The sequence below is a fragment of the Azospirillum formosense genome (genome assembly GCF_040500525.1).
Classification (GTDB): domain Bacteria; phylum Pseudomonadota; class Alphaproteobacteria; order Azospirillales; family Azospirillaceae; genus Azospirillum; species Azospirillum formosense_A.
Map to the genome: position 1 here is coordinate 902,265 of NZ_CP159403.1, position 15,537 is coordinate 917,801.

The window sequence follows — 15,537 nt, forward strand, 5'->3', positions numbered from 1 at the left end:
TCATGCAGGCCGCAGCTTCGCCGCCTGGGCGAGGCTGACGAGCGTGTCCAGGATGACCTGCGGGCTGACCGGCTTGCGAAGCACCACCAGCGGCTGCCAGCGGTCGGCGGTCAGGTCGTCCTCCCCCGCCTCCATCGACAGGAATCCGGTCATCACCAGGATCGGCAGACCGGCCGCCCTGGTCCGCAACTCGCGGATCAGGGCGCGGCCGTCCATCCGCGGCATGCGCAGATCGGTGATGACGAGGTCGGCGGGGTCGGCGCTGTAGCGCTCCAGCCCCTCCTGCCCGTCCTGGGCCAGGGTCACCCGGAATCCCTTGCGGGACAGGAAGTCCTCCAGCGCCATGGCGGCCAGGGCTTCGTCCTCGGCCACCAGAACATGCAGCGGAGCGGTGACGGGGTCAGGCATGAGCGCGCTCCACGTCCTGAACGGAGGGATGGGACACCGGTACGGTGATGGTGAAACGGACGCCGCGGCTTCCATCCTCATGGGTCACGTTCGCCGCGTCGATCCGCCCGCCCATGGAATCGATGATGCCATAGCCGATGGACAGGCCGAGGCCCGATCCCTTCCCGACCTCCTTGGTGGTGAAGAAGGGATCGAAGATGCGCGGCAGGATGTCCGGATCGATGCCGCCGCCGTCGTCGGTGATGGTGATGACGGCCTTCCCGGCGGTCAGGTCGCAGCGCATCCCGACGGCGATCCGCCCGGCGCCGGGCGACCCTTTGGGGTCGGCGCGCCATTCCAGGATGGCGTCGCGCGCGTTGGACAGCAGATTGACCAGCACCTGCTCCAGTTGCAGGGGACGGCCGCGCGTGACGCACTCGACGGTCGGGACGTCGCTCACGACGTCGATGTTCTCCAGGGCGAACTGGTTGGACACCAGCTCGACGGCGGAGCGGACGCAGGCCGCGGGTTCGAAGCGCTGGGTCGCGCCGTCGCGGCGGCTGAAGGTGCGCATGTGGTCGATGATGCGGCCCATGCGCTCCGCCTGCTCGGACATGATGGTCAGCACCTTGTCCAGGCGCGCGGTGTCCGTGTCGCCGTCGCGCAGGCGGGACAGGGCGTTCTCCGCCCAGATCCGGATGATGTTCAGGGGCTGGCTCATTTCATGGGCCATGCCGGCGGCGAGCGTGCCCAGCGTCGCCAGCTTGGAGGTCTGGACCAGCTCCTCCTGAAGCCGCTTGCGGTCGGTGATGTCGCGGGAGCTGCCCAGAATCTGGACCACCCGTCCGTTTTCGCCGCGCACCGGCACCAGAACCGTGTGCCACGTGCGCCGACCGACGGGAAGGTCCAGCGTCTCCTCGTAATCGATCGGGCCGCCCGCGGCGACGCAGGCGCTGTAGCGTTCGATCACCGCCTCGGCCGTTTCCGGGGGAACGGCCTCGCGGACCAGACGGCCGCGGATCGTCTCCGGGTCGATCCCCGTCGCCCGCGCGTGGGCGGGGTTCAGCGTGTCGATGGCGAAGTCCCCGTCCGGCAGCACCGTGACGACGAACAGACCCTCGGCCAGATTGTTGAAGAAGCTGGCGTAGCGCAGTTCGGCCTGACGCCGGATCTCGATCTCGCGCTGAAGGGCCCCGTTGGCATCGGCGAGCTGGGTGGCGCTGGGCAGAGCGAGGGCCCTGGGCATCTGGACCCACAAGGCGACGGCGGTCAGCACGGACACCAGCGCGGTGAGCGCCTTGACGATGCCCTCCACGGCATAGTCGGGATACCACAGGGTCCACAGGCTGAAGAAATGCGTCGTTCCGCAGGCCAGGATGAAGGCGGCGAAAAGCCAGACGATCCAGGTGAAGGCAACATCGCGGCGCTTCAAAACGAAGTAAAGCAGCGCTATCGGAATTGAATAATAGGAAAGACCGATCAGCACATCAGACACAATGTGCAGAGCCAGAATTTCCGGACGCCAGAACAGGCACACGCCGTGAGGCAAGTACGCGCTGGTGTCGAAGAAGGCTTCCACGCCACCGAACATGCCGCCCCTCTAATTTTTGGCAACCGTCCGCGGCCCAGCCGGGTTCGGAAACGCCGCCGTTTCTCTGATTTCGCCACAAAACCTTGAAGCACAACGCCTTGCGGCACCATGCCGCGGAGGCTGCATCAGCAAACGCTACTCGAATCGGAGAAGCGGAGCAACACGCGGAACGCGACACCAGCCTTTGGTCAGCGCGCTCCGCATGGCTCCGGATGTATGCTACGCCGCGGTGTGCACCTTACGGTTTTGTTCGCGGGTCTTCAGGAAACGCAGGGCTGGAAAATCCTCCTGCGTGCGGTTCAGGTGCCAGGCGTTGCGGGCCAGGAAGACCAGCGCCCCGTCATGGTCCTCGGCCGCCGCGGAGCGGTTGAGATCGAGGAATTTCTTGAGCTGGTCCTCGTCGTCCGTCTCGATCCAGCGGGCGGCGTCCACGCCGGCCCCCTCGAAGCGGGCGGCAAGCCCGTACTCCGCCTCGATGCGGGCGGCCAGCACCTCGAACTGCAGCTGGCCGACGACGCCGACCACCCAATCCGCGCCGGTCAGCGGCTTGAACACCTGCGAGGCGCCCTCCTCCGCGAAATGCTCCAGCGCCTTGCGCAGGTGCTTCACGCGCATCGGATCCTCCAGCCGGACGCGCTGGAGCAGTTCCGGAGCGAAGCTCGGCACGCCGGTGAAGCGCAGATCCTCGCCCTCGGTCAGCGTGTCGCCGATGCGCAAGGAGCCGTGGTTGGGGATGCCCATGATGTCGCCGGGCCACGCCTCTTCCGCCAATTCGCGGTCGCGGGCCAGGAACAGCACGGCGTTGTTCACCGCCATCAGCTTGCCCGAGCGGACATGCTTCAGCTTGGCGCCGCGCTTGAACTTGCCGGAGCAGATGCGCACGAAGGCGATGCGGTCGCGGTGGTTGGGGTCCATGTTGGCCTGGACCTTGAACACGAAGCCGCTGAACTTGCCCTCATCCGGCTGCACGGAGCGCTGCTCCGCCGGCTGCGGGCGCGGCGGCGGGGCGTTCTCGGCCAGCCCCTGGAGAAGCTCGCGCACGCCGAAGTTGTTGATCGCCGATCCGAAATAGATCGGCGTCAGGTGGCCGGCGCGGTAGGCCTCCAGGTCGAAGGGCGGCATCAGCCCGCGGGCCATCTCCACCTCCTCGCGCAGCTTCGCCACGGCGTGGGGCGGCAGCAGCTCGTCGAGGCGCGGATCGTCGAGGCCGTTGCACTCGATGCCGTCGTCGATCTCGTCGCCCTTGGTGCGATCCATCAGGATCAGGCGGTCGCGGATCAGGTCGTAGCAGCCCAGGAAGTCGCGGCCCATGCCGATGGGCCAGCTCGCCGGGGTGACCTCCAGCGCCAGCGAGCTTTCGATCTCGGAGATGAGGTCGAAGGGGTCGCGGGCCTCGCGGTCCATCTTGTTGCAGAAGGTCACGATGGGCACGTCGCGCAGGCGGCAGACCTCGAACAGCTTCAGGGTCTGGCTCTCGATGCCCTTCGCGCCGTCGATCACCATGACGGCGCTGTCCACCGCGGTCAGCGTCCGGTAGGTGTCCTCCGAGAAGTCCTCGTGGCCCGGCGTGTCCAGCAGGTTGAAGGTGCGCCCCTCGTAATCGAAGGTCATGACGGAGGCGGTCACGGAGATGCCGCGCTCGCGCTCCACCTTCATCCAGTCCGACTTGGCGCGGCGCTGCTCGCCGCGGGCCTTCACGGCGCCGGCCATCTGGATGGCGCCGCCGAACAGCAGCAGCTTTTCGGTGAGGGTGGTCTTGCCGGCGTCGGGGTGCGCGATGATCGCGAAGGTTCGACGCCGGGAAACAGCGTCCAGAAGCTCGGACATGCGCGTTCCCGTAACTCAGCGGTGCAGACAACGGCGAAGAGGGCCGGGAGGCGGAACGCCCCACGGCCCTCTTCGTACGGACCTATAGATAGCAGCGAAGACCGCCCCGTTCCAGCCTTCATCCCTTCCACCCGTCGGATGGAGGGATGAAGGTGTGCGGGATGCCTTACAGGCTCAGTTCGGCGATCTGCACGGCGTTCAGCGCCGCGCCCTTCAGCAGCTGGTCGCCGCAGACGAACAGGTCGAGGCCGTGGTCGCCGAAGATCAGGCTGGTGCGGATGCGGCCGACCTCGACGTCGAACTGGCCGGTGGCGTTGATCGGCATCGGGTAGACGCCGTCCGCCGGCACGTCCTTCACCACCACGCCCGGCGCGTCGGCCAGAACGGCGCGAGCGGCGTCCGGGGTCACCGGCGACAGCGTCTCGACCGTGATCGCCTCGGAATGGGCGCGGTAGGTCGGGATGCGCACCGCGGTGCAGCTGACCGGCAGGTCCGGGATCTCAAGGATCTTCCGGGTCTCCCAGGTCACCTTCATCTCCTCCTTCGTGTAGCCGTTCTCTTGGAAGGCGTCGATCTGGGGGATCAGGTTGAAGGGGATCGGGTGGCGGAACACGCTGTTGACGACCGGCTTGCCGTCGAGCTGGTTGCGGGTCTGCTCCTCAAGCTCGGCCATGCCCTCCGCACCGGCGCCGCTGGTCGCCTGATAGGTGGAGACGATCACGCGCTTCAGGCCGAAGGCCTTGTGCAGGGGCCCGAGGGCCACGACGGCGATGGCGGTCGTGCAGTTCGGGTTGGCGATCAGCTTCCCCTTGCCCTGTTCGATGGCGCCCATGGCGTGGGCGTTGATCTCCGGCACGATCAGCGGGACGTTGTCGTCGTAGCGGAAGGCCGAGGAGTTGTCGATCACCAGCGCCCCGCCCGCGGCGATGGCCGGCGCATGCTCCTTGGCGAAATCACCGGACACCGCGAGCAGGACGATGTCGTAGCCCTTCACCTTCTCGACGTCGAACGCCACGAGGGTCTTCTCGCCGAACGGGGTCTCGACCGTGCGGCCGGCGCTGCGCTCCGACGCGAACAGACCGAGTTCCGCGACCGGGAACGAACGGCGGTGAAGAACATCGACCATCTCGCGGCCGACGGCGCCCGTGGCACCGACGATGGCGACGCGGCGGGGAGAAGAAGAAGAGGTGCTCATGGGTGTGGTCCGTCCTTTGGTCTTGCCCGGATCGAGCGTGGACGGCGGCCCCAGATGCACCAAGGCCCCGTCCGTGTCCGGCGGGGCCTTCGTGGTGGGTGAAGCGTCTTACTCGATCAACGCACGCCACCATCCGACGGCCCGCCGGAGCGGGTCGTTTTGGTAGTGGTGGTGGTGATGGCGAGCGAGCGATTCATAACTTGGTAGATAAACGAAAGGCGCGGGGCTTGTAAAGCGCCCGCGCCTTCGCCGCACAATTTTTGTCCGGTGCCGGACGGGACCGCGTCAGGTCTCGGTTTCGGCGGGATGCTCCGGCTTCACGGGATGCACGTCCCAGATCTCCGTCGCGTATTCCATGATGGTGCGGTCGGAGGAGAACCAGCCCATGTTGGCGGTGTTCAGGATGGCCTTGCGCGTCCATTCCTCCTGGTCGCGGTAGAGGTCCATGGCCGCCTGCTGCGCCTGGCAGTAGTCGGAGAAGTCCGCCGTCACCAGGAAATGGTCGCCGCCGTCGGTCAGCGCCTGGAGGATCGGGTGGTAGCGGTGGGGATCGTCCGGCGAGAAGACGCCGGTGGAGATCATGTCCAGCGCCCGCTTCAGGCTGGGGTTCGACGCAATGACGTCGCGCGGGTTGAAGCCGCCGCTGGCCCGCAGGTCGTTCACCTCCTCGGCGGTCAGGCCGAAGATGAAGATGTTGTCCTCGCCCACATGCTCGCGGATCTCGACGTTGGCCCCGTCCAGCGTGCCGATGGTCAGCGCGCCGTTGAGCGCCAGCTTCATGTTGCCGGTGCCCGACGCCTCCATGCCCGCGGTGGAGATCTGCTCGGACAGGTCGGCCGCCGGCATGATGATTTCCGCCGCCGTCACGTTGTAGTTCGGCAGCAGAACGATCTTCAGGTTGTCGTGGACCGACGGGTCGTGGTTCACCACCTTCGCCACATCGTTGATGAGCTTGATGATGAGCTTGGCCATGTGATAGCTCGGCGCCGCCTTGCCGGCGAAGATCTTGGTCACCGGCACCCAGGCGACGGTCGGGTTGTCGCGCATCTCGTTGTACAGCGCGATCGCCTGGAGGATGTTCAGGAGCTGGCGCTTGTACTCGTGCATGCGCTTGACCTGCACGTCGAACAGGCTGTCGACCTGCACGTCCACCCCGGTCTGGCGCGCGATGTAGGCGGCCAGCCGCTTCTTGTTCTTTCGCTTGGCGCGGCGGAACTCCTCGCGGAAGACCAGATCGTCGGCCTTCTCCGCCAGCGCGCTGATCTGGCTGAGGTCCTTGATCCAGCCGTTGCCGATGCGGCTGGTGATCAGCGCGGCCAGCGGCTGGTTCGCCTGGTGCAGCCAGCGGCGCGGCGTGATGCCGTTGGTCTTGTTGTTGATGCGGTCCGGAAACTCCGCGTGGAAATCGGCGAAGACCGTCTGCTTCATCAGCTCGGTGTGCAGGGCCGACACGCCGTTGACCTTGTGCGAGCCGAGGAAGGCCAGATTGCCCATGCGCACCCGGCGGTCGCCGCGCTCGTCGATCAGCGACAGGCGGGACAGCCGCCCATTGTCGCCCGCCGCCCGCGCCTTGGAGCGGTTGAGGAACTTGGCGTTGATCTCGTAGATGATCTGCATGTGGCGCGGCAGAACGCGCTCCATCATGCGCACCGGCCACGCCTCCAGCGCCTCCGGCAGCAGCGTGTGGTTGGTGTAGGAGAAGGTCGCGCGCGTGATGTCCCACGCCTTGTCCCAGGTCACGCCGTGCTGGTCCACCAGCAGCCGCATCAGTTCGGCGATGCCGATGGCCGGGTGCGTGTCGTTGAGCTGGATCGCCGCCTTGTCGGGCAGGCTGTCGAAGTTGGAATGGTGCTGCAGATAGCGGCGCAGGATGTCCTGCAGCGAGGCGGAGGTGAAGAAATACTCCTGCTTCAGCCGCAGCTCCTTGCCGCCCTCCGTCGCGTCGTTCGGGTAGAGGACGCGGCTCAGATTCTCGGTCAGCACCTTCTGCTCGACCGCCTTCATGTAGGCGCCGTCGTTGAAGTGGCCGAAGTTGAAGTCGCGCGTGGCGCGGGCCGACCACAGGCGCAGCGTGTTGATCGTGTCCCCGCCGTAGCCGACCACCGGCGTGTCGTAGGCCATCGCCAGCACGCGCTCGGCATCGACCCAGCGGTAGGCACGCTCGCCCACCGAATCCCGGAACTCCTCGACGCGGCCGTAGAACTGGACGGGGTAGAGCACCTCCGGACGCGGGAATTCCCACGGGTTGCCGAATTGCAGCCACTGCTCCGGATACTCGACCTGCCAGCCATGCTCGAAGCGCTGCTCGAACAGACCGAACTCGTAGCGGATGCCGTAGCCGTAGCCGGGAAGCGCTTCCGTCGCCATGCTGTCGAGGAAGCAGGCGGCGAGGCGCCCGAGGCCGCCGTTGCCGAGCGCGGCGTCCGGCTCCGCCTCCACCACGTCGTCGAGGTTTAGACCGATGCGGTCGAGCGCCTGGCGGCACTGGTCGGTGATGCCGAGGTTGGCGAGGCTGTTGGTCAGAAGGCGGCCGATCAGGAATTCCAGCGAGAGGTAGTAAACGCGCTTGGCGTCCTGCTGGTAATAGGTCCGCGTCGTGTCCATCCAGCGGTCCACGAGGCGGTCGCGCACGGCCAGCGCCACGGTGTGGAACCAGTCGCGCCGGGTCGCCGCCCGGGCGTCCTTGCCGACGGAATAAACCAGCCATTCCAGAAACGAGCGCTTCAGCCCGTCGACATCCAGACTGCGGCGTTCGATCTCGCGGGACTTATACCGAGCGTCCATGTCTTGACTTTCTTCTTTCCAGGGCCAACTGGAGCGGCGGTTATTCAGCCGGTCTTCCATCGGCGGCAGTTTCCGGGGTCCATGGTTAAGCAACGTTTAAGTCGCTGCGCCAACCAGTCGAATCGGCCTGTTGAATTGCCTAGGCCGTTCGTCCAGAGCAACAGCCAAGACTTGCCCTTGTGCCACACGCGCTGTGCCAAAATGGAAACCATCCCCGCGGCGCACCGGATGCCGGTAATCGCTGCGAAGCCCCGCTGGAGGGAGTAAGATGGCGTCCGTGTCAGCCTCTTTGAACCTCCCGATGCTCGACAATACCGTATCTGCGGACTCCCGCCAGGAGCTTCCCGGCGACGCCACCATCCTGCTCCGTCAGGCCCAGCCGGCGGACATCCCCGCGCTGCTGGCCATCGAGGAGCGGTGCTTCGCCACCGACCGCCTGACCCGACGTAGTTTTCAATATTTGCTGACGAAAGCCAAGGCCACTGGACTTGTGGAAGTCCACAGCGGCGCGGTGGTCGGCTACGCTCTGGTCTCCTTCCACTCCGGCACCTCGCTCGCGCGACTCTACTCCTTCGCCGTCGATCCCGACCACCGCGGCCGGGGCGTCGCCAAGCGCCTGCTGGCCGCGGCGGAACAGGCGGCGCGGTCGCGAGACTGCATCTACCTGCGGCTGGAGGTGCGGCGCGACAACGCCCCGGCCATCGATCTCTACAAGAAGGCCGGCTACCGCGAGTTCGGCGTCTACACCGATTATTACGAAGACCATATGGAGGCGCTGCGGCTGGAGAAGCGCCTCGGCCACAGCGGCCCCAGCGCCCCGCTGGGCGGCCCCCTGGTCCCCTACTACCAGCAGACCCTGGACTTCACCTGCGGCCCGTCGGCCCTGATGATGGCGATGAAGGCGCTGAAGCCCGCGGAAATCGAACTGGGGCGGAAGCTGGAGATCCGCCTCTGGCGGGAGTCCACCACGGTCTTCATGACCTCCGGCCATGGCGGCTGCGGTCCGTTCGGGCTGGCTTTGGCGGCGGCGCGGCGCGGCTTCGCGGTGGACATCCACATCAAGGACAACGCCACCCCCTTCCTGGACAGCGTGCGCAGCGACGAGAAGAAGGAGGTCATGCGCATCGTGCACGAGGACTTCCTCGACGAGCTGGAGGGCAGCGGCGCCACCGTCCGCCACAACACCCTGAGCGCCCAGGACATGGCCGACGCGGTGGCGGGCGGGGCCATCCCCATCGTGCTCATCAGCTCCTACCGGATCTATCACGAAAAATTTCCGCATTGGGTCGTCGTGACCGGTGCCGACGAGCGCTTTCTCTATGTTCATGATCCGCTTGTGTACGATCGTCACCACGCTCACATCGACCGGATGAACATGCCGATCCCGAAAGCCGACTTCGAGCGCATGGCCCGCTACGGCAAGGCCCAGTTGAAGGCCGCCCTTCTCCTCCGCCCCCAGTCTTCCGATCGGGCCGCCGATGGGTCTGCCAATGGGTCCGCCAACGGGTCCGCCGGCTGATGCCCGCGCATCTCCTGGTCGTCGACCGCCGGGCGGACGTGAAATGGGCGAAGGACGGGCTGCCGGTGATCAGCGCCCGCGACTACATCGCCCACCCGGAGCAGGCGCCGCGCGGCGCGCGGGTGCTGAACCTGTCGCGCAGCTACCGCTACCTGGGCACCGGCTACTACGTCTCGCTGCTGGCCGAGGCGCGCGGCGAGCGTGTGATCCCCTCCGTCCGGACCATCCTGGACCTGTCGCAGAAGTCCTTCTACCGCGCCCAGCTGGCCGAGGTGGAGGAGGCGCTGCGCAAGGCCATCAAACGGATGGACCACCCGCCGGAGGCCTCCTTCAACCTCACCCTCTTCTTCGGCCACGCCGACGACGCCCGGTTCCAGGACATCGCCCGGACGATCTTCGACCTCTTCCGCTGTCCCCTGCTGAAGGTTCAGGTGCGTCTGAAGGAGGGCTGGACCGTCCACGCCCTGGAGCCGCTCTCGCTGGCCGACCTGCGGCCCGACCAGGAGCCGCTGTTCCAGGCGGCCCTCGACGCCTACACCCGCACCTCCTGGCGGGAGCCGGCGGCCAAGGCGCCGCCGCGCTACACGCTGGCCATCCTGCACAACCCTAAGGAGGAGCTTCCCCCCTCCAGCCCGCGCGCGCTCCAGAAATTCGTGAAGGCCGGCGAGAGCCTGGGCATCGCGGTGGAACTGATCGAGAAGAAGGACTACGCGCGCCTCGCCGAGTTCGACGCGCTGTTCATCCGCGAGACGACGAATCTTGACCACCACACCTACCGCTTCGCCAAGAAGGCCGCGGCGGAAGGCATGCCGGTGATCGACGATCCGAACTCGATCCTGAAATGCACCAACAAGGTCTATCTGGCCGAGCTGCTGCGCGCCAACCGGATCCCGGCGCCGAAGACGGTGATCTTCGACAAGCGCGGTCTGGCGACGCTGGACCAGGAGATCCCCTACCCCATCGTCCTCAAGATTCCGGACGGGTCCTTCTCGCGCGGCGTCTTCAAGGTGCAGACCCGCAGCGAACTGGAGGCGACGGCGGAAAGCCTGTTCGAGCAGTCCGACGTGATCCTGGCCCAGGAGTTCATGTACACGGAGTTCGATTGGCGCGTCGGCGTGCTGAACCGGCAGCCGATTTATGTCTGCCAGTATCTGATGGCGAAGAAGCACTGGCAGATCGTCAAGCACGGCGGCAACGGCCGGGCCGAGCAGGGCTCCTCGCGCACGCTGGCCGTCGAGGAGGCGCCGCGCGAGGTCATCGAGACCGCCGTGAAGGCGGCGGGACTGATCGGCGACGGTCTTTACGGCGTGGACGTGAAGCAGAACGAGCGCGGCGTCTTCGTCATCGAGATCAACGACAACCCCAGCATCGACCTCGGCGTCGAGGACGCCAAGCTGAAGGACGGCCTGTACCGCCTCATCATGGGCGAATTCCTGCGCCGCCTGGAATCCCGGCCGCGCAAGCCCGGCCCGGGAGCCTGAAGCTCCCCTTCGGGCAGTTCCGCCATCCGTTCGGATGACCCCCGGATTCCAAACACTTCTCCTCCTAAGATGTTTTCGGCTGTGGCCGCCGGGGAACAAGCCTCTTCCCACCGCGTTATGAATTCAACGTCACCACGAACGGGAGCAACACCGAAGCGCATCAGCGCTTTGGAGTTGCCCAGGCTGGAGAGCGGGAGACCGTTGATGACGACGAACTGCTCGATGTGCTGCGCCGGACCGACGCCCGGACACTGCTAGGCAGCACCACCGGACCCTTAAACACCGACACGAACCGAAGGATCGGCACGGCCACAGGACCGGCGCCGCGAGGGACCACGCGTCGAAACAGGGACCGACTCCCGGCGAAGCCCCGGGAGCCGGAAACCCGGCAACTGAAATCACGGGACGGGGGCGCCGTCACCACGGACCGGCAGCCCCGCCGATTGAAGAGAAGCTGGAGGAAGAGCAACAATGGCGTATTGTTTCGAAGCCGAACTGATCCGTTGCATGCCGAACCTGCAGCGCTATGCCTGCAAGTTGACCCGCGACGCCAGCGCCGCCGAAGATCTGACCCAGGATTGTCTTGCCCGCGCCCTGTCCCGCCAGCATCGTTTCGAACCCGGCACCAACATGCAGGCTTGGCTGACCACGATGCTGAAGAATCTGCATTTCAACAACCTCCAGCGCGAAAAGCACGTCACCAAGGTCGAGTTGTGGGACGGCGCCATGTCGGTCGAGGCGTCCCAGATCGCCCGGCTCGTCTTCCGCGACGTCGACCGCGCCTTCGGCGCCCTCACCCCCAGCCAGCGCAAGGTGGTCAAGCTGGTCGCCATCGAGGGACGCCCCTACCAGGAGGCCGCGGAGAAGCTGAACGTCTCCATCGGCACCATCCGCTCCCGCCTGTGCCGGGCCCGCGAGCGGCTGAACAACCTGATGGCCGCCTGAGACGCGGCAGGGAATGCGCCGCGGGGTATGGCAACCGTACAACAGGTTGATTCTTCCAGTGCGTCCGGACCATCCGTCGCCGGAACAACCGATGAGAGCGGCTGTTACTTCCCCCGAGCGAGACGAGCAGGGCTGCTGCGGAGTGGCCGAACACCCACGGGGACCGAACGGATACGCCTCGCCAACCATTTGGCGGTACCGTCATCATCCCCATAAGAAGAGGTAAGACACCACTCCCGACGCCGCGCCCGCCGTACTATATTGAACTCTGCGTCGCGGATCGTTTCCGTCTCAGGGGGATGGCCTCCGGGGACGTTCCGGGATCAAAAGATATGAAGCGTGTGACGATGAACCATATCAACGCATATCTTGACGGTGCCTTGGACGATAAGGAGCGTCAGGAGTTCGAGCAGTCCGTAGAGGACGATGCCGACGCGAAGGCCGTGGTGACCTTCCACAGAAGCCATGTGGAGGAGCTTCACCGCCTTTACGATCCCGTGCTGGAAGAACCGGTACCGGCGCGCATGCTCGAACTGCTGAGGCAGCGCCGCAAGAGCTAGCTTCCCGAATCCCGTGTTCCATCGTCACACGAGGGGCGACCGGGCGACCCGGCCGCCCGCTTTTTTTTGTGAGGCCCCCGGCGTCGTCGCCGCTGTGGCGGGTTCTCCCGCTTTTCCAGGCGGCTTCCCCCTTCGGATCAACGCTTGCCCCTTTTACAGACCGGCGGCTTTTCCCATAAACAGGAGCCGCGAAAACGGAAGCTGGGCCATGGGCGCCCGGACCGGCGGGAACGAAGAGGATGAACAGCGTCCATGGCGCGCGGCAGGCCGGCACCGAACATCATTCTGGGTCCCGTCCTTTATTTCCGGGGAGAGCAAGGCGACCGCTGGTGGCTGTCGGCCCTCTTCGTGCTGGAGGGCGACGCCGAACCCTACGATCTGCGGGTGGACGGCGTGACGCTGCCCGTTCCGCCCCGTCACCTCGCGCAATGGCGCAACCGGCACGTCTGGCGGTTCGACTTCGCCATTCCGCGCGGCGCCCGCGATGCCGAGGCCGCCTATGGCTTCACCGATGGCGCGTCGCCGGGGCAAAACTGGGCGGTGACCGTGCCGGGTCGCGCCTCGCCGCCGCGGATCGCCTACGTCTCGTGCAACGGGGCGGAGGACGAGGACAAGATCGCCGGGCTGAACGCGCCGCGCAACGCCTTGTGGGGCGACCTGCGGCGGCGCCATGAAAGCGAACGCTTCCATCTCCTGCTGCAGGGCGGTGATCAGCTCTACGCCGACGCGGTGTGGCGCCAGCCGCCTCTGCTCAGCGCCTGGAAGACGCGGACCGACGACGCCCGACTGGAGGAGCCCTTCACCCCCGCGATGGCGGAGGAGGCGGCGGACTTCTACTTCGACCTTTATCTGCGGGTCTGGGGCCAGCCGGAAACGGCGGCGGTGACCGCCCGAATTCCGTCGGTGATGATGTGGGACGACCACGACATCTTCGACGGATGGGGCTCCCACCCCGACGAGGAGATGACGTCCCCAACCTGGCGCGGCGTCTACACCGCCGCCCGCCGCCATTTCTCGCTGTTCCAGCTCGCCGCCATGGAGGACGCCCAGCCGGAATGCGTGTGGGGCGCCGCGCTGAACTCCTTCAGCCAGGGGTTCCGGCTGGGCGACATCGGCATTCTGGCGCTGGACATGCGCAGCGACCGCACGCCCCGCCGCGTCCTGTCGGACCGGGTCTGGGACGCCCTGCCGGAGTGGCTGGAACGCTTCAAGGGCTGCCGGCACCTGATCCTCATGTCCAGCGTCCCGCTGCTCTACCTCGACACCGGCGTGATGGAGCGGGCCGTCGGCCTGTCTCCCGTGCGCGTCGGGATCGAGGACGATCTGCGCGACCAGTGGCGCAGCCCGGCCCACATTGAGGAGTGGCTGCGCCTGCTCGGCCAGTTGGCCGAGTTCTCGCGGCGCACCGGGTGCCGGGTCACCTCCGTGTCGGGTGAAATCCACGCGGGCGCGCGGGCGGTGTTGCGCGGCGGCGGCGTGGAGATCTGGCAGCTCATCGCGTCGGGGGTCGTCCACCCCCCACCCGCCAAGGCGACGGCCTTCGCCCTGGAATGGCTGGCCGGCCGCAAGGAGACGCTGGACAACGGCTATGTGTTCGAAATGCCGGCTTTCCCCGAATCGGGCAAGCGGATCATCCGGCAGCGCAACTGGCTGTCGCTGATCTTCGACGGCAAGGGGCAGATCCACGCCCGCTGGTCGGCCGAAGGCCAGCCGAACCGCTACACCCAGGTGATCTGACCGGAGCCGGGCCGGTTCACTCCGACTGGGCTCACTCCGACTGGGTTCACTCCGACTGGGGCGACCGGCGGCGGTTGCGCAGGTTGAGCGCGTTGAGGAAGCTGGTGGCCTGCGCCGGCGTGGCCGGGCCGCCGGCACCCGGCGCCTTGGCCGAGGTCGCCAGGAAGCCGCCGACGCGGGCGCGCAGCTCCACCGAATCATGGGCGGCCTGATCGGCGTTCTCCGCCACCTGGCGGCGCACGTCGGCGTCGAGCGTGTTGAAGGCGCGGGTGGCGAATTCGAAGGCCGGCTGGGACTTGGTGGCGATCACCTGCCGCAGCGCCTTGGAAACCAGAACCGTGTCCAGCCCGCCGGGGCCGTCCACCCCGTCCAGAACATCGGCCAGGATGCCGATGGCCTGCAGGGTCTGGTTGTCATCGAGCGAGATGGGCTCCAGGCCGTCCATGACACTCACTTCCGATGTGGTTTGCCGAAGCGTGGTTGAACCGGCGGGGACACCGCCGGATCTGTTGCCGGTGCGAGGAAGCATAGTCGGAGCGCACCGCCGAGGCAATGCGCACGGCATCAGGCCCCACGCTTGGCGCCCCGGTTGGCGGCGCTGCGGTTGACGGCACTGCGGTTGACCAGGGCGACCCCGGCCACCGCCAGCGCCATGCCCGACAGGGCCAGCAGCCCCAGCCGCTCCCCGAACATCGCCCAGGCGATCACCGCCGTCACCGGCGGGACCAGATAGAACAGGCTCGCCACCCGCGCCGCAGCGCCGCGCCGGATCAGCACGAACAGCAGGAAGATCGCCCCCACCGACAGCACGAAGCTGAGCCACAGCAGGGCGAAGACGAACTCGCCGGTCCAGTCGATGCGCATGGTCTCGAACAGCGGGGCCAGCACCGCCAGCACCGCCGCGGTGGCGGCGTATTGAATGGCCGCGCCGCTGCGCAGGTCCATCGCCGTGCCGTGGCGCTTCTGGTAGAGCGTGCCGAAGGTGATGCCCAGCAGGGCGGCCAGCGCTAGGCCGATGCCAAGCGCGTCCGTCGAGTCGAAATGGAGCTTCTCCCCCACGACCAGCCCCACTCCGGCCAGCCCCATCAGGAAGCCGACCCACTGCCGCCCGGTCACCCGCTCGCCCAGCAGAGGGCCGGAGAGAGCCGCGGTCAGCAGCGGCTGGATGCCGACGATCAGCGCGGTCACCCCCGCCGGCATGCCCTTGGCGATGGCGCAGAACACCCCGGTCAGATAGACGCCGTGCACCAGCAAGCCGGCCAGCGCGATGCGCCCGGCCTCGGCCCAGCTTTTCGGCCAGGGGGCGCCGGTGACCAGGGCGACGACGCCGAGGATCACCGCGACCAGCCCCAACCGGACCAGCAGGAAGGTCAGCGGCTCCGCGTAGGGGAGTCCGTACTTCGCGCCGATGAAGCCCGTGCTCCACAGCAGCACGAACACGCCCGGCATCAGGCCCACCCAGTCGGGCCGCCCGCCCGCGGCGGCGGTGGTCGCTTGCACGGTCATCGTCT

The 15,537-nt window shown here is 66.9% G+C and carries 12 protein-coding genes; 5 read left to right on the forward strand and 7 right to left on the reverse strand.

Features of this window, described 5'->3' with window-relative positions:
- The 5 genes from ABVN73_RS17280 to ABVN73_RS17300 all read right to left on the reverse strand — a co-directional run bounded on the left by ABVN73_RS17280 (position 1) and on the right by ABVN73_RS17300 (position 7,784).
- Entirely contained in the window at positions 1–408 is a 408-nt protein-coding gene (locus tag ABVN73_RS17280) for a response regulator (RefSeq protein WP_353859532.1), read from the reverse strand.
- Complete coding sequence (locus ABVN73_RS17285; RefSeq protein WP_353859533.1) at positions 401–1,819, reverse strand: ATP-binding protein; 1,419 nt, start codon at positions 1,817–1,819, stop codon at positions 401–403. Before ABVN73_RS17285 ends, ABVN73_RS17280 begins: the two co-directional genes overlap by 8 nt.
- A gap of 378 nt (positions 1,820–2,197) precedes the next feature.
- Positions 2,198–3,805, reverse strand: a complete 1,608-nt coding sequence (locus ABVN73_RS17290; protein ID WP_353859534.1) for a peptide chain release factor 3 — start codon at positions 3,803–3,805, stop codon at positions 2,198–2,200.
- A gap of 166 nt (positions 3,806–3,971) precedes the next feature.
- Entirely contained in the window at positions 3,972–5,000 is a 1,029-nt protein-coding gene (locus ABVN73_RS17295; protein WP_353859535.1) for an aspartate-semialdehyde dehydrogenase, read from the reverse strand.
- 285 nt (positions 5,001–5,285) lie between these two features.
- Positions 5,286–7,784 carry a glycogen/starch/alpha-glucan phosphorylase gene (locus ABVN73_RS17300; RefSeq protein ID WP_353859536.1) on the reverse strand — a complete coding sequence of 833 codons (2,499 nt, stop codon included), beginning with the start codon at positions 7,782–7,784 and terminating at the stop codon, positions 5,286–5,288.
- 301 nt (positions 7,785–8,085) lie between these two features.
- On the opposite strand from ABVN73_RS17300, the gene rimI reads away from it, so the two are divergent.
- The 5 genes from rimI to ABVN73_RS17325 all read left to right on the forward strand — a co-directional run bounded on the left by rimI (position 8,086) and on the right by ABVN73_RS17325 (position 14,026).
- The gene (rimI, locus tag ABVN73_RS17305) at positions 8,086–9,303 is read left to right on the forward strand and encodes a ribosomal protein S18-alanine N-acetyltransferase (protein WP_353859537.1); all 1,218 of its coding nucleotides are present in this window, start codon (positions 8,086–8,088) and stop codon (positions 9,301–9,303) included.
- The gene (locus ABVN73_RS17310) at positions 9,303–10,784 is read left to right on the forward strand and encodes a RimK family protein (protein WP_353859538.1); all 1,482 of its coding nucleotides are present in this window, start codon (positions 9,303–9,305) and stop codon (positions 10,782–10,784) included. The genes rimI and ABVN73_RS17310 overlap by 1 nt, the downstream gene beginning before the upstream one ends.
- Before the next feature lie 471 nt (positions 10,785–11,255).
- Positions 11,256–11,729, forward strand: coding sequence for a sigma-70 family RNA polymerase sigma factor (locus tag ABVN73_RS17315; protein ID WP_137141024.1), 474 nt, complete (start codon positions 11,256–11,258; stop codon positions 11,727–11,729).
- Between the two features lie 332 nt (positions 11,730–12,061).
- The gene (locus ABVN73_RS17320) at positions 12,062–12,289 is read left to right on the forward strand and encodes a NepR family anti-sigma factor (RefSeq protein ID WP_246653896.1); all 228 of its coding nucleotides are present in this window, start codon (positions 12,062–12,064) and stop codon (positions 12,287–12,289) included.
- A gap of 252 nt (positions 12,290–12,541) precedes the next feature.
- A complete protein-coding gene (locus tag ABVN73_RS17325; protein WP_353859539.1) occupies positions 12,542–14,026 on the forward strand; it encodes an alkaline phosphatase D family protein in 1,485 nt (494 codons plus the stop codon).
- Between the two features lie 46 nt (positions 14,027–14,072).
- On the opposite strand, the gene ABVN73_RS17330 is transcribed toward ABVN73_RS17325, so the two are convergent.
- Together ABVN73_RS17330 and ABVN73_RS17335 are read right to left on the reverse strand one after the other, a co-directional pair.
- Positions 14,073–14,471 carry a hypothetical protein gene (locus tag ABVN73_RS17330; RefSeq protein ID WP_109069503.1) on the reverse strand — a complete coding sequence of 133 codons (399 nt, stop codon included), beginning with the start codon at positions 14,469–14,471 and terminating at the stop codon, positions 14,073–14,075.
- Positions 14,472–14,590: 119 nt separating this feature from the next.
- The gene (locus ABVN73_RS17335) at positions 14,591–15,532 is read right to left on the reverse strand and encodes a DMT family transporter (protein ID WP_353859540.1); all 942 of its coding nucleotides are present in this window, start codon (positions 15,530–15,532) and stop codon (positions 14,591–14,593) included.
- Positions 15,533–15,537 lie beyond the last annotated feature (5 nt).

Excerpts from the sequence above, each read along its gene's own strand:
- ABVN73_RS17280 (WP_353859532.1), bottom strand. The coding sequence starts at position 408 with ATGCCTGACCCCGTCACCGCTCCGCTGCATGTTCTGGTGGCCGAGGAC.
- ABVN73_RS17290 (WP_353859534.1), bottom strand. The coding sequence starts at position 3,805 with ATGTCCGAGCTTCTGGACGCTGTTTCCCGGCGTCGAACCTTCGCGATC.
- ABVN73_RS17295 (WP_353859535.1), bottom strand. The coding sequence starts at position 5,000 with ATGAGCACCTCTTCTTCTTCTCCCCGCCGCGTCGCCATCGTCGGTGCC.
- ABVN73_RS17300 (WP_353859536.1), bottom strand. The coding sequence starts at position 7,784 with ATGGACGCTCGGTATAAGTCCCGCGAGATCGAACGCCGCAGTCTGGAT.
- rimI (WP_353859537.1), top strand. The coding sequence starts at position 8,086 with ATGCTCGACAATACCGTATCTGCGGACTCCCGCCAGGAGCTTCCCGGC.
- ABVN73_RS17310 (WP_353859538.1), top strand. The coding sequence starts at position 9,303 with ATGCCCGCGCATCTCCTGGTCGTCGACCGCCGGGCGGACGTGAAATGG.
- ABVN73_RS17315 (WP_137141024.1), top strand. The coding sequence starts at position 11,256 with ATGGCGTATTGTTTCGAAGCCGAACTGATCCGTTGCATGCCGAACCTG.
- ABVN73_RS17320 (WP_246653896.1), top strand. The coding sequence starts at position 12,062 with ATGAAGCGTGTGACGATGAACCATATCAACGCATATCTTGACGGTGCC.
- ABVN73_RS17325 (WP_353859539.1), top strand. The coding sequence starts at position 12,542 with ATGGCGCGCGGCAGGCCGGCACCGAACATCATTCTGGGTCCCGTCCTT.
- ABVN73_RS17330 (WP_109069503.1), bottom strand. The coding sequence starts at position 14,471 with ATGGACGGCCTGGAGCCCATCTCGCTCGATGACAACCAGACCCTGCAG.
- ABVN73_RS17335 (WP_353859540.1), bottom strand. The coding sequence starts at position 15,532 with ATGACCGTGCAAGCGACCACCGCCGCCGCGGGCGGGCGGCCCGACTGG.